The organism is Paenibacillus sp. FSL K6-2859 (assembly GCF_038008265.1).
GTDB lineage: Bacteria > Bacillota > Bacilli > Paenibacillales > Paenibacillaceae > Paenibacillus_AQ > Paenibacillus_AQ nitricinens.
This window is the reverse complement of record NZ_JBBOYU010000001.1, coordinates 3528827-3543245: the sequence shown is the minus strand read 5'-3', so window position 1 is coordinate 3543245 and position 14419 is coordinate 3528827. Positions and strand designations below refer to the sequence as shown.

Here is a 14419-nt window from a genome sequence, read left to right as displayed (position 1 = left end):
ATCTTTTATTATTCTTAGAATCACGATTGGCTTTGTTCAGGGTTTCATGTATGTACTAATAGATTTTTTTCCTAGATACCTACAGTGTTAAGCGTTCAGGTTTAAAAGAAATTGCCGTGTGTTCTGATAAGCTTCGTTCCGTCCACCTCTCTCTCCAAGCAAGAGGTGTGGAAGAGATCATGCCAGTTTTCCCAAAACGTCCCTGTTAGATCCTCCGCATTTACGGCAACGACGAAGTCCTTCCAAAATGCATAGGTCCCGTTGCCGTCAACAGCGATCCACCCATAGCCGTTAGTTGACCCAATATCCGCTGCAGCCATTCTTGTCAAAATGTCGATAATTTCAGGCAACTGAAGGGTTTGTTCCTCTGAAGTGCAATCGGTTAGGTTGCGTCCTTCCATTCGTTCCATGATCGATCACTGAATTTCACAACATAGCCCTTTCCTTCGTGGTTGAAAGAAAACACTTTGCTTATGTTGCCACCAGACAGCGGTGTAATCTCAACCGCACCGGGTCCAAGATGATTTCCTAATACATTTTCAATTTCACTTATGGTTAATTCCGGTTTTTCATACGTCACCTTTGCTTCAACTCCTATAAAATATCTCGTTCCTCATACTCAAAGGGTTTTTCACACGAGTAAATTTCTTAATCTTTGTTTCCAAATACGATCAATTTATGTACATTTTACAAGATAGTATTAATAAACTGGATAGTAAAAATAATTATAATTGAATTATCCGCACAATCCCTTATTGACCAACGCAATTTTTTAGGACTCCGGACAGAATATAAATTACGTACCCTTATACGAACACTTCCTTAATGGCAAAGAGATGTATTAAAAATGCTTTTGGAACTGATGCTGCTCATTTAAGTGTTACAAAATACTTACCCATAGATATACTCCTGGACGGGGGCCGGAATTGTTTATAACTATATAAAAAAAGTGGCAGTCACGAAGGCTTCTTTGCCTCGATTGACTACCACTTTACTAATTAATATCCCATATCCTTTAATATTTTGGATAATGTGCTCAGACGCTCACCGATCATTTCATCATCATCGCTAAGAGCTTGATTAAACAGCTTAATATCTTCATTAATTCGCTCATTATCTGTACATACCGCTACAGTCATAGCATCCCCTTGCAGGCCAACTCTGTCGATGACGGGCTGCTCCGGGTCATATAAATTCTCATATCGATATGCTTCGCGGAAATGTTCCAACGACCGGCAAATTAGAATGGACAAATCTAGCACGCGATGAAGAGGCAGTTCCTCAGATTGTCTGGACCATTTTTCTCCGGTATATCTCCATACCTTAGCCGAAATATCGACCTTTCCTCTATCATTCCACTGCGCCAATCCCAAGGAAAGACCTTTCGCATCTGTGTTTCCAGCCATTCGGCCGTCAACCTTCTCATAATTCTCCGACACGACAACAGGCTTATGTTTTAAAGTTGTAGGTATTTTCATATTTTTTTCTTCCTTCCAGTTACTATTTTACTAATTTACTAAACGACGGTTTCATTTTATCTTGGATCTCATCGTTAGTCAATTCGCGGTTTGTTATACCCTCTGTCTCCGTAAGGCTGTAATTTCTCTAACCATGGCTTTAAGATTTTCTTCCGTTCCCAGCGAATATCAGTTACCTTATCTATGTCCTTCTGTTCTATTACCTCATAGGTGAACGCATCCGCACCGAATTCGTTCCACTCCTTCTGGAGCTGTGCATTTGCAAATCTCCCTGAATCCAACTGCATTTGCAGGGTAAGCCATTTGTTTTTCAAATTAGGATAGCTGTCGATAAATATTTTGCCGTTAATTTGGTTTTTGATTTGAGCAACACCCATATAAATCTTAATTTGTTTATACTCCTCGATCAGCTCTTTGCGTTTATTCATATCCATATTTTTCTCTCCTTATCGTAGATATTTAATTCATGGTAATTGTAGTTGGAATTTCAATTTCCCAGCGATTCCAGCTCCACTTTACTTCGTTTCTTAACCACAATAGGAAGCAGAAAAAGCGCACCGATAATCACAAATACACCACTCGCCATAAATACGCCCATCAAGGAGAACGTATCCTTGAGGTAGCCGGAAATGAACATGCCAACCACCATCATCCCCATAAAAATAGGCATGATTGCTCCTGAAACTCGGCCAATAAAGGCCCCTTCGGTATTTCGCACAAGAAGTGTCTGAATCCCCCCTTGAATGCAAGGGTAAAACAAACCACTGATCACCAAGAAAATAATCGTCAGCCAAACTTGCTTGGAAGCACCCATTCCAACCGTACAGACGGCATTGACAAGTAAGCCTATCAAAAGCAATAGCTGTGGCCTTACTTTTTTGGCTATCCCGATTATTACAGCTCCGCCTACTAACATGGCTGCCCCACTAGCCATCACAAGCCACTGAAGAAATTATTTGTCCTTACCTAAATTCTCAATGACAAGAAAAATCTGAAGCGGCTGAGTTAGTCCTGATGCCAATCCCACCGCCGAGAAAGTTAAACTAAGTGTTCTTAAGGGTTTACTCGACCCGATGTAGCGTAAGCCAGCCGTTAACTCTTTGATGAAGCCGCTGGCTTTACCTGACCTCGATTCTTCTTCATCCCGAGGAAGGGAAGACAATATAAGCGAAGAGCCCAGAAACATAACGGCTGTCAGGATCAGAGATACGTTAATTCCAAACTTAATAAAAATAAATGTACCAATAACGGGTCCCAAAACCGTAAAGACTGCGACAAGGGTTTGGGACATCGCCATGACGCCCTGCAGCTGTTCAGCTGGCACATGTCTTTTGTACAGCTTCATCGCCGAAGGCTGAGAAAATTGAGATAAGCTGGCAGATACAAAAGATCCGACAAGAAGCGCAACCCATCCGCCATTCATGACCGCAATCAGCACCACCCCAACGGACAGGCCAGATAACAAATCGCTCCATACCATGGTTCTCTTCGGCCGCCATCTGTCGGCAAAGGTCCCACCAATCAGGCCAAATATAAAGATCGGTGCAAATTCAGCTACCGATATTAAAGATACATCTACTGGATTATTATTTGTCAATTCAGAAACATAAAGAAAGGACGGCATAATTCCGTATCCATATTCCGAGCTGCAACAACACACGGGAGAGGATAATTGTTCGAACATAACGATTAGAAAACATAGTAATACCCCAAATCCTTTTCTGTTTTTTTTATTTTCTCAAACTCTCCAACATGGCTATAAGGATTATGCTTTAACGTTTTTGATATTTTCATTGCTTCACTCCAATTTACTAATTTTATTATTTACTAATTTACTAAATCACTGCTTCATTTTATACAGGATAGAGTTGTTCGTCAAGCCGTTTTCAGTTCGGCTTTTCCACAATCCTTTTTTTAAAGGTGCTAAATGATTCTGTAAACAAATAAAAAAGTGGAGCAACTGCCGTAGCATTTGCTCCACTTTTTACGTTTAATCTAATTTCCAAAAAACTCTTTAGCGTATTCTACAACACCTTGGACATCTGAGAGACCACCATTCATAAGCTCAATAGCCATAAAATTAGCGTCACTTACTTCGAAGGGTGCTTTTATACCATATTGACTAGCTTTTTTATAACCAAACTTCGGATAATACTTATCATGACCCATAACGACAGCGCCCTTATATCCTAGCTGCCTTGCGATTTTGTGCCCTTCAATAATCAGTAGCTTCCCTATGCCCTTGCTTTGCATTTCTGGCAGAACTGCAACAGGTGCAAGCGCAACCAGAGTTTGATCACCCACTAGTATTTCTGTAAAAAGGATATGACCCACGATCTTATTCTCGTATTCTGCTACAAGTGATAACTCTGGAATAAACTTTGTCGAGCTCCTTAGTCTATTTACTAAATTGTGTTCATCATGATCTGAATGTTCCGCATTTTCAAATGATTTTTGGATTAAATGGTAGACTTCGTTAATATCTTGAACTTTTTCTTGTCTAATGATAATGTTCATTGATTTAACCTCCTGATCGTGGATTTGAGCTCATTGCTTTCTATTCTGGGTCTTGGATAACCGTTAATCGTTACTTGAATCATGGCTCGTCCCAATTGTTCCGATGTAATGACACTGTTTAACTTCTTTAGTAAGGGATAAAGTGGCTTCATCACATCATAAAAAATCTGATACACTTTTGTTTTGGATTGTATGCCATATAGGGGTAGAATCACACCTGGTCTGAACATATATGCGTCCTTAAAAGGTAGATTCAACAAATCGTTCTCTGTCTTCCCTTTCACTCTCGCCCACATAGAGCGTCCTTTTTCTGAACTATCCGTCCCACTTCCAGAAACATATACAAAGGTCATTTGAGGGTTCAATTTTGCTAATGTTGTTCCGGCGGATAGCGCGATATCATATGTTACTTTTTTATAGTCATCTTCCTTCATACCAGCAGAGGAAACCCCAAGGCAGAAAAAGCATGCATCAAAACCTGTGATTTCATCTTGTATACTTGATAATTCAGCTACATTGGATAGTTGAATTTGTCTTAGTTTTGTATGGTGATGCTCCGTCTTTTTACGCCCAATCGTAAGTATTTCTTGAACTCTATCATCTATCAAACATTCACGCAACGCGCTTTGACCAACCATACCTGTTGCTCCAAAAATAATGACCTTCATAACATTGTCACTCCAATCTATGAGACGATTCTAATTCCAATAGTAACAGGCATTTCCGAAGCCAACAATCTTTTGGCGTAATCATGGATTGTAACAATGTGCTTGCTTCTTCATCCTTTACAATCAAGCACAACGACAACGGAAGGATTCCCAATATCCGCGCCACCTAATATTAAATTCCTAGAAAGCTATACTATAAATCTATTGAAGTTTGACCTTGTCTAGGTTTAGTGAGACTAGCATATTCTATCGAGATTGATAATAGAATGAAAGAAATAAAACCCACTCCAAGCACTCCAATTGAACTATGATGCCCTAACCCCAAGCTAGTAGCCTGGGAGGAGTATATGAAACGAATAACGGAGGTGTATTTTATATGCAATGTATTTTGTGTGGTCCTGCCCCAGCTATCACGGTATTCCATGAGTATCATTCGTTTACGTTGATGCGGTGTAGCAACTGCGGTCTTATCTTTAGAGCGAATATTGCAGAGATTGATACAACCGGCTTAATCGCAGATATTTATAATACAGAATGGATTGCAATGCGTGAAAAATATGCTCAAGCTACCTATTCAGATCATGCTCTCTTTAATTTAATGCTGCTGGAAATGTTCAGTCCAGAAAAAGGAGCATTGCTAGAGATTGGCTCTGGAACAGGTGAATTTTTACATGCGGCTGGAAATGGCGGCTGGAGAGCGATGGGCATTGAACCCTCACAAATGTCTCGAGCCTATGCAAAATATAAATATGGTGTGGATCTGGTTAAAGATGAATGGAAAAGAACTCAAGACGATGACTCGGACTCGGCTGAAAATCCTGATCTTCCTCGTTATGATGCGGTAGTGTTCTGGCATGTGCTTGAGCATATTTCCGATCCATTTGCATTTTTGAAAGATATTCGTACTCTTTTGACAACACAAGGGAAAATTTATTTCAGTATTCCCAATAGCCATTCAATAACCAATGAAGTCTACGGACCTGAATCACCGTTATTTATTGAACCCGATCACCTGTATCATTACACGGAGGCTAATGTGCGTGATTTACTCAATCAGGCTGGATTTGAGATCAGTTCGATATTCACGCGGCAGCTGGTTCCCGCTTCCGTTGTATTGATCGATGCGCATCCTTACTATGGGCCGAATACTCCATTTGTAGAACGAATGGCATTATTAGCCAAATGGCAAGGCGAACGTCGCGGACATGAGATATGTTGCGTGGCCAACCTGAAGAAATAATATATTATACTCACAAAAGAAAAAAAGCTTGAGCCAAATACACTTGGCTCAAGCTTTTTTGTGATGATTACAATCCCAAAATTTTATAAATCAAAGCTGCAGCCTCCGCACGGGTGGTCAGATTCAGTGGTCTGAAGGTGCCGTCGGAATAACCATTGATAATTCCTGACTGCTGCAGGTGCTCAACCGCTTCTCTGGCATAAGCTCCGATTTGCTTCTGATCAGCAAATACTACGGTTTTGCTGGAATAATCCGGCTGAAGTGAAACTAAGCTCAGAGCGCGGTATAAGATAACAGCTATTTCTTGGCGAGTAATCGGTTCTTTTGCGCCAAATAAGCTTTCGCTGCGTCCGTTAACCAGCTTTAGTGCCTGAGCTGTTGAGACAGCTTGGGAATACCAAGCATCTGGACTCACATCTTCGAAAGTATTGCTGTTCTCAGCCTGAAGCTCCAGTGCCGATACCAGCAGTTGAACAAACTCCGCTCTGGTGATTTGGCGGGCAGGCTCATATTTGCCATCGCCTGTGCCGTGCACCAGGTCACGGGAAGCCAATGCTTCTAGGATAACAGCGAAGTCCGAATTGATATCAGAGAAGTGTATATCTCCATTCGCCGCAGCGTATAATCCGAAGTTCCGTGTTGTGAACGTGATGCTCCCTGTACCTGAAACGTATTTGGAGTTTTTGACCACTTCCGCCAGCCCTTCGCGGGTAATAGAATAGACGATGGCTTGATTCGGCGCTTCACTAGGATTCAATTTATATCCAAACGAGACCTTCATTGCCGCAGATTGACCTAGTGTTTCTATTTGCTTTCCGTCTACCATCAAGGAGATCCGGTACACGGCATGCGTTTGCCATTTCTCTTTTAATGCAACAGAAAGGGTTGAAGGATCAACAATATGAATGGATAGCTCCAACTGCTTGGAACCTTCCGGAATATTGCCACCCATCTTCTCAATAGGGAGCGTTATGATGGTGGCTCCTGCTTTTATTTTAAGGGAGGTAACCTTCTCTTTTAGTTCGGTAACGGGCACTTGAAAAGTAACACTACGTGCAATGGCCTCCTCCGCAGTAAGCTCAAGTACCAATGCACCATCTTGCACTCCCTTCATCGCTTTGTTAATTTCTCCAGTGGGAAGCTGTACAAGGCGCATTCCTTCAGTATCAGGTGAATCCTGAATCTGAATACGTCCGGCTGAGATTATATTCACTGGATGAACTATTTTCCCTCCACTGTTTCCACTGTTACTATTGTTCCCGTCATTATTGTTGCCGGACGAACTGTCGGGTGTATCTGTTCCCCCGCGGTCTTCACTCCGTACCACATTCAAAATGTAGCTTTTTGTTGTAGTTTCGTTTGCAGCCGTAACTTTGATATCGACTCTATTTTCTCCTACCTTAAGTTCACTTCCGCCTGTTACTGTTAATTTGGCTTTCGGATCTAAAGGTATCCCTGTTACAGTCACGGCTGTTTTAGAAAAGGGCACGTTAATTGTATAGGAAAGTGTGTTACGGTCAAACCCGGGAATTTCTGAACCCTCTATACTCAAAAGGCTTAAATCAGCATTATCACTCGGTTGCGTCTCCTCCTCATCTTCGACATTCATAAACTGGAAGGTACGGAAGAGTGTCGCATCTTTCGCAGCGCCAATGCCTGATCCCCACTCAATATATCCTTTTCGGCCCGCACCATCATTATCGTTGACCAACATCGAGAAGCTCAAGACATTGCCTCCCACTCCTCGAATTGGACTTATTTCGCTCCACGGCAGTGCCAGTGCATATGAGGTAATCTTAGTCGCTTCATTTCGGGTTACACTTAGTGTTCCCTTGGTCAACAATCCGGTAGCGGCTCCCTTCATAGACAGCCAACGGTAAATTTGTGGCCCCTCTGGTGTCTGCGAAATTCCATATTCATACCAGGATTGGCTATCGCCCGGTACACCGGGAGCAAGGCTGAACTGAATACTGTCATTTTGCCAAATATTAATCCCGGAAGCGTTATGGTTGAATACATCATCACGGATGTCGGCGGTCAAATAGATGTTATCCGCGTCCCAGCGTAGTTGTGCTGTTCCGCTAAGATCATCCACACCGTTATACCCGCTCAGCAAAGGGGTTCCGTCTGCAAGATCAATCAGCGCGGGAGTTCCTGTATCTGTCTGATGCTGCATCCGGTTAATATCTATGTTTTGCTTGAGGTGAACTGACTCATAGCCTTCAAGGTCAACAGTCAACTCTAGGGGATATTTAACGCCTTCAGAGAATCCCGGCAAAGGAATTGGATAAGTAAATCGGCTATTAGGAGCGATTTCGGCCAGTTGCAGCTGACTCCCGCTAATCTGGCCACTTCCTTCTCCTATTTTCCAGGAAATTTTGTTAATTCTCAGAGGGTCTACTCCAGAACTGTTTGTAAACTGAAGTTGAAGGGATATGCCTCCGTTTCTACCATCTGTAATATGAGGAGCAATTTTTAAGCCTTGAAAATATAATCGCAGATCATCTACAGGTGCTTCAGGCAGTATGGCAGGATCAAGTCCGGGTCCATTATAGGCTCCGATATTCGGTGGATTTTCTGCTGAAACAGCGTTTCCCCAATAGTCCCGACCGCCGTTACCTGCAATAATAGCACCAGCACCAAGTGCAGGAGAACCTTCTCTCAGCTTGTAACCGTCCACTGTATTCCAGCCAATTCCTCCGTTGCCCTGAGCAACCAAGAGCGGATTCGCTGTGACGGAATTCGTATTTTCCGGCTCGCTTACTGGATGATTTCCATACAACAGGTTGTGGTCGAAGCTGCCATTTACCCCGGGCAGATTATAACCCCCCTGTCCAAGGTTGTAGACCAAATTGTTCCTGAACGTATAGGGAGCGTTGATATTTCCTGCGTCATCCCATTCATGGTCGATTATTTTGGTGTTTTGCCCAGTGCCGATATAGATCGTATTGTTATAGATTTGCGTATCCGGCGTAACCCCGCCTGCAAAATTAAACGTATGCGTCAGATCATTCTGGCTGATGTTGTATCTGACTACATTGTTAGAGGAGCCGGTCAGCACTCCTGGAGTTAAACGGGCATCGACAAAAAGCATGAATCCGCCCTTATTGCCATGGCTGTAATTATATTGAACTACACTGTCCATAGTATCGATATCCAGATTGAAGCCCTGACCATCTCCCTCTGGTTTATTTGTGTTAAAGGACTCATTAAACTGCACGATATTATTCTTGCCCCGGGTCGGCCAGATTGCGGCTGAGCCGTTAAACTCGCCTTCTTCGGAGTAGTTGCCACCTTCTTCTGCTATGTTATGCTCAATTAACGCTCCGTCCGCACCGAAGGTGAGGATGCCGTCGCTGTCTGCTTGTTTGACATAATTTCCGCGGAGCGTAACATTGACCGTAGCATAGTCGGCTCCGTTGAAACGCTGATCCCATACCACAATTCCTGTCCGTCCAATTCGTTCGACCGTGTTACCTTCGATCCATACCCCATCAAATTTGTCCGTGCCCGTCGTTCCGCCCACATATACGGAGATTCCACCGAACGCATGTGGACCACCTTCTGCACCGGAAACTGTCGGATAACGGAAGCTGCTTGATACATCATGTATATAGTTATCCTGGATGCGGATATTTCTTAATGTTCCTCCGTTTGCGTTCTCCACCATTATGCCTTCCCGGTAAACGGTTCCTCTCTCGGAAGCATAGTTAGTGACCTCCAAATCCTGGATGCTCCAGTTTGAGGCGTTGCGCAGGTATACAGCTGCTCCGGCAATGCCTCCACCATTGATAGTCGGTTTACTTCCGCTGCCATAGGCAGTGATTGTTATCGGTTTATCGTCTGTTCCGCTACCCTTAGGATATAATTGTTCGTTCCAGATTCCGCCCTTCTTTAATAAAATTCGGTCTCCAGCCTCAAAGGTAGTCTGGTTAACTACAGAGAAGGACTTCCAGGCGGTCTCTGGTGTTTTTCCATCATTGCTGTCGCTGCCCGCAATTGAATCGACGTAATAATCACCGTCTCCTCCGCTGTTCCCTCCACCTTCAGGCAACTGGTTAGATATGGAGACTGAACCTAGCTGCATAAGCCAAGGGGCGGAATCGCCACTGAGCTCGATTTTTAAATAATGAATACCGGAAGGAACCCCTTGGGCTGGGGTATAATTCGTCCCTGTCCAAGCTGAATCTCCTGTGGCCTGTGGAGCTTCATGTATCGCTGAAATCTCTGTCCACGAGGATGCATCCGCCGACCCATAGAACTTGATGCTTCCGCTAGAGCCGGCAAAGGAATGCAGACGGATGATGAAATGCTGCAAATTATGCAAATGGTACACAAGTGATTCTGCCGAATCTGCTGTTCTCACCGCACGAGAGTGATCTCCGCCAAAAAAAGTAGGGTTGCTCGTATCTAAAGACCAATTTGTACTAAATGCATAGAGCTGTGAAACGTCATCAATCTCATCGTTAATCCTTTGGGGTACAAGTGATATATTGGAGAGCGTAAGATGTCCAAGCTGCATCAACCAGGTGTCGAGGTCGCCGCTGATCTCGATTTTGAGATAATTGATATCATTCGGAAGTGCACCTGTGGGCGTGTATACTGTTCCATACCAACCAGAACCAGTTGCTGTGGGACTGTCATTAATGGCCGGAATCTCCGTCCACGCTGTCGCATCACCCGATCCGTAGAACTTGATTACGGCTGTTGAGCCAGAGAAATAATAGGCCTGAAGCGTAAACGACTGAATCCCTTTTAATGAATAAACAGCATAACCAGTATCCGTGGATGTCCTGACCAACCGCGTAGCATCCCCGCCGAAGAATTGAGGATTGCTACTGTCAATCAGCCAATTCTCCGAACGCAGCTCCGCTGCTGGCAGAGCAGAGAAATCATCGGCATACGTCTCTTCAGCATGGGCAGAAGCACCCATTACAGGGAACACTGCCGTGAAGATCAGCACTATCATTAGCAGTGATTTTGCGAGTTTTTTTAACATTGTTGTAGGATTCCCCCTTGAATATTTATTGATTGGCTTGGTTTGCGAGTCTTTCGGCCATCGGGTAATTCCATTCTGCGATAACTTTGCCTAACTGATCGTCCACCATGGATCTAAATTTTTGCTGCGCCAAATGAAGTGTGATGGCATCCTTCACTTGATTGAAAGGTTCAACTCCTGCATCCTCTACCGATAGACAGTAAAGTAGATGAATGGCCCCATTTTCAGCAAACAAGCCACTAATCTGTCCCGGTGCAAGCTGATCTGCAGCAAGCAATGCCTTAGGATTTTCCAGAGCTGCTGTTCGTCGTGAAGCACTTGTTATTTTGACTTCGCCCAGGTTTATACCAAGCTCTTTTGCCTGCTGATGGATGCCAGTGTCTGATCTTATTTCTGCTGCTATTACTGCTGCCCTGAGCAATTCCATTTTCTCCAAGGCCTCCTGCTGATCCTTGTATTCTGTTTCCGGACCAAAAGGAAGTGACGCCCATTCAAGACGTATAGCTCCCGGCCGAGAATATTTAGCAGCTAGATTTGCTTCATATTCCAGCCTTACCTGTTCATCTGAAATCACGATACCTCCGTTGCTGCGCATTGCCTCAATCGTGGCATCCTCAAGGTCGCTCATGTAATAACTGTAATAGGCCTGCGCTTCCAGATGAAGAGGACCATACACCACTTCTTTATTCGCTACCGCCTGACTCCGCCGTTGATTCTCACGCCCCATTCCTTTTAGAAAACCTTCAAAGCTGATATCCGATACCACTCCTGCTTCTTGAGCAAGCTGCAACTCCATCCGCTTCGTCAGTAGCTGCGTCTGGGATTCTTTTATCCACCTGTGGATTGGTTTTTCGCCGGTATAGTCGGTAGACCAGAATTTCTCTGAGTAGTCGGCATCGTAGGTCTGTTTGAAGTAATCAGCAGTCAGTGCCCGATTCATTTGAAGATGCCAGTTGAACTCCGCTGCAGTGACCTCCTGTCCGTTAAGGGTCAGAAGTGGTTCTTCTACTTGTTGTGGAGCCTGCACATTCATCGCGCCAATCAGCAGCAGGCTTCCTGCAATCATTGCGAACAGAATAGTGATAAGTCGATTTCTTTTGGAATGAAGTCTTAAAGTCATAAGTTGATTCCTCCTCTCCGCACTCATATTAAGCGCTTTCATTCTCTTCGATCTTAGACATGTTACCTTTGAAAAAACAGGCGGGAATGCTGCGAAATGGTTTGCCATTTCACCATTTGCCTAAAAAGAGCAAGATGCTCCATCTATAAATATAAAAACAGCCCGGAATGTTCCGGACTGCTTAGCATTGCTCTTATGTTGGGGCTAACCCCGAAAACATACTGAAGCTCAGGACGCCGCCTTTCATAATATCTTCATGAGGCAAAGAATGGTGATTCCAAAGCGCATTGTTCCAGTGAATCGATTTACTGTATACATTGGTGGAGCTGTTGTTTTCCGCTTCAATGACCCATTGCCGCCCATTTTCAAGCTGAATCGTTACTTTATCAAAGAGGGGACTTCCGAGCACATATTCCGGAATTCCGGGACTTAACGGATACAGGCCGATGGCGCTCCAAATATACCAAGCACCCATACTGCCATTATCCTCGTCGCCGGGCAAGCCATCCATTCTACTGCTGAACAGCCGGGCCATAGTTTTTCGAACCCAATACTGCGTTTTGGACAACGCCCCGAGTGTGGCGAAAATATAAGGAATATGAAAGCTGGGCTGATTGCTGATGGCAAACTGCCCGAGATCGGCCGCGGCCATTTCTGACATTTCATGAATTTCCAAACCATAAGAACCCACTTTGAATATCGGTTCCTCGACCATTAACTGGTCCAGACGCTGAACAAAAGCTTCCTCGCCACCCATTAGCCCGGCTAATCCCGGGAAGTCATGGGGCACTGCCCAGCTCCCTTGCCAAGCCCCGCCTTCACAGAACGGATCACCCCATGTTAGGGGATCAAATTCCTCCTGCCAAGTAGCGTCCTCGTTGCGACCTCTCATAAACCCAACCGTCGGATCAAATAGCAGCTTATAATTCTGGGCCCGGGCCATAAAACGCTCATAGTCATCCATTTTGCCAAGTGCTTTGGCAACCTGAGCAATACAGAAATCTCCGTATACATAATCCAGCGTGTTACTTACGCTTTCATGGAAACGATCATGTGGCAGATAACCGTGCTGCAAATACAATTCAAGCCCTCGTCGGCCCAGCTTCTCGTCCGCTGCCGGACGATCTGCATGTTTCAGCAAACCTTCATATAGTAGCTCTACGTCGAAGCCGCCGATGCCCTTAACTACGGCATCCGCAGCTGACGCATCGATCAGAGTGCCGGGCATGGCACTGCGTTCGCCTGGTGACAGCCACTTTGGCAGCCAGCCGCTTTCACCGTAAGCTAATGTCCAAGCCTGCATGATCTCACCGAGCAAGGATGGAAACAGGATACTGTATAACGGGAAGCTAGTCCGGTATACATCCCACAGTCCGATATCTGAATACATTGGACCCCGGCAAATGCTGCCGTTAAAAGGACTGTAATGAATTTGCTCGTCCTGCTCGTTATATTCATGCCATGTTCTAGGAAACAGGCAGATCCGGTACATACAGCTGTAAAAGGTACGGAGGTTCTCTTCATCCGCGCTTTCGACAACGATACGGCTCAGCCGTTCTTCCCAGCCTGCCTCTGCTTTGCTCAAAATCTCTCCGAAGCTATGCCCACCAACCTCCCGATCGAGATTCAATTGCGCTTGCTCCCCACTAATAAAGGAAGTGCCGCATTTCACTTCTATTACACCGGATTCCGGTATGTTTAATTCTACGTATGCGCCCAGCTTATCGCCGGTTCCTTCATACGTCCCTAAAGGTTGGTACTCCCCGTCAAAGATTCCCGAATCCTCCATGAGAATGTCTGTGTCGAATTGGAAGACGAAATACATCGCGAAATTATCGGGTACCCCGGCGGTATGCCCCCTTGTAAAGCCGATGATCCTGCGTTTCTCCGGTTGAAAGGTGAGTTGAGACTCGCCTTTTAGCGGTGTTATTATGAGCCTGTTCTGCTGTCCCTTAGCGTATGTAATTCTAATCACCGCACAGCGCTCTGTAGGGGTCAGCTCCAGTCGGGTACGATATCGCTGAAGAGTCACTCCGAAGTAGTGTGGGGACACTTGCATCTCTTCCGGTTTAAAGGAAGAAGATCGCGAACCAGGACTGAGCAATAACGGTCCAGTCTGCGGCAACAGTGTCAGATGTCCATAATCTCCGATCCAAGGACTGGGCTGGTGAGTTAGTCGTATACCCTCCAGGTGGCGATGGTGCGGATGGAAGAACCAGGTCCCCCCTGCTTCATGGGTTTGCGGGCTCCAAGCCGCCATGCCAAATGGCATCGCTGTAAGCGGCAGCGTATTGCCGTGTGAGTAGCGGAAATCCGACTTAGTCCCCTGTAATGGATTAACATAATCTAACAAACCCAAATGGATACACTCCTTTGGCTGGCTTACACCAGCTCTAT

Annotated in this window: 10 protein-coding genes and 1 pseudogene; 1 reads left to right on the top strand and 10 read right to left on the bottom strand. The window is 44.8% G+C overall.

Going from position 1 to position 14419, the window contains the following annotated elements:
- Positions 1–101: 101 nt before the first annotated feature.
- From MHB64_RS15620 to MHB64_RS15590, 7 genes and pseudogenes are all read right to left on the bottom strand, one after another.
- Complete coding sequence (locus tag MHB64_RS15620; RefSeq protein WP_341134812.1) at positions 102–410, bottom strand: hypothetical protein; 309 nt, start codon at positions 408–410, stop codon at positions 102–104.
- Positions 383–580 (bottom strand): hypothetical protein, encoded by a 198-nt coding sequence (locus tag MHB64_RS15615; protein WP_280786233.1) that lies wholly within the window; start codon positions 578–580, stop codon positions 383–385. The genes MHB64_RS15620 and MHB64_RS15615 overlap by 28 nt, the downstream gene beginning before the upstream one ends.
- A gap of 418 nt (positions 581–998) precedes the next feature.
- On the bottom strand, positions 999–1478 hold the full coding sequence (locus tag MHB64_RS15610; RefSeq protein ID WP_042188373.1) for a DUF6530 family protein: 480 nt from the start codon (positions 1476–1478) through the stop codon (positions 999–1001).
- Positions 1479–1552: 74 nt separating this feature from the next.
- Positions 1553–1912, bottom strand: coding sequence for a GIY-YIG nuclease family protein (locus tag MHB64_RS15605; RefSeq protein WP_094875012.1), 360 nt, complete (start codon positions 1910–1912; stop codon positions 1553–1555).
- A gap of 53 nt (positions 1913–1965) precedes the next feature.
- Positions 1966–3178 (bottom strand): annotated as a pseudogene (locus MHB64_RS15600) (MFS transporter).
- A gap of 295 nt (positions 3179–3473) precedes the next feature.
- Positions 3474–3995, bottom strand: coding sequence for a GNAT family N-acetyltransferase (locus MHB64_RS15595; RefSeq protein WP_341134811.1), 522 nt, complete (start codon positions 3993–3995; stop codon positions 3474–3476).
- Positions 3992–4663, bottom strand: a complete 672-nt coding sequence (locus MHB64_RS15590; protein ID WP_094869000.1) for an epimerase — start codon at positions 4661–4663, stop codon at positions 3992–3994. The genes MHB64_RS15595 and MHB64_RS15590 overlap by 4 nt, the downstream gene beginning before the upstream one ends.
- Positions 4664–5039: 376 nt before the next feature.
- On the opposite strand from MHB64_RS15590, the gene MHB64_RS15585 reads away from it, so the two are divergent.
- Positions 5040–5903 (top strand): class I SAM-dependent methyltransferase, encoded by an 864-nt coding sequence (locus MHB64_RS15585; protein WP_341134810.1) that lies wholly within the window; start codon positions 5040–5042, stop codon positions 5901–5903.
- A gap of 67 nt (positions 5904–5970) precedes the next feature.
- Here MHB64_RS15585 and MHB64_RS15580 read toward each other — a convergent pair whose 3' ends face one another.
- The 3 genes from MHB64_RS15580 to MHB64_RS15570 all read right to left on the bottom strand — a co-directional run bounded on the left by MHB64_RS15580 (position 5971) and on the right by MHB64_RS15570 (position 14387).
- A complete protein-coding gene (locus tag MHB64_RS15580) occupies positions 5971–10902 on the bottom strand; it encodes an S-layer homology domain-containing protein (protein ID WP_341134809.1) in 4932 nt (1643 codons plus the stop codon).
- 25 nt (positions 10903–10927) lie between these two features.
- Positions 10928–12022, bottom strand: coding sequence for a peptidyl-prolyl cis-trans isomerase (locus MHB64_RS15575; RefSeq protein WP_341134808.1), 1095 nt, complete (start codon positions 12020–12022; stop codon positions 10928–10930).
- Positions 12023–12215: 193 nt separating this feature from the next.
- Entirely contained in the window at positions 12216–14387 is a 2172-nt protein-coding gene (locus tag MHB64_RS15570) for a GH92 family glycosyl hydrolase (RefSeq protein WP_341136086.1), read from the bottom strand.
- Positions 14388–14419: the final 32 nt, after the last annotated feature.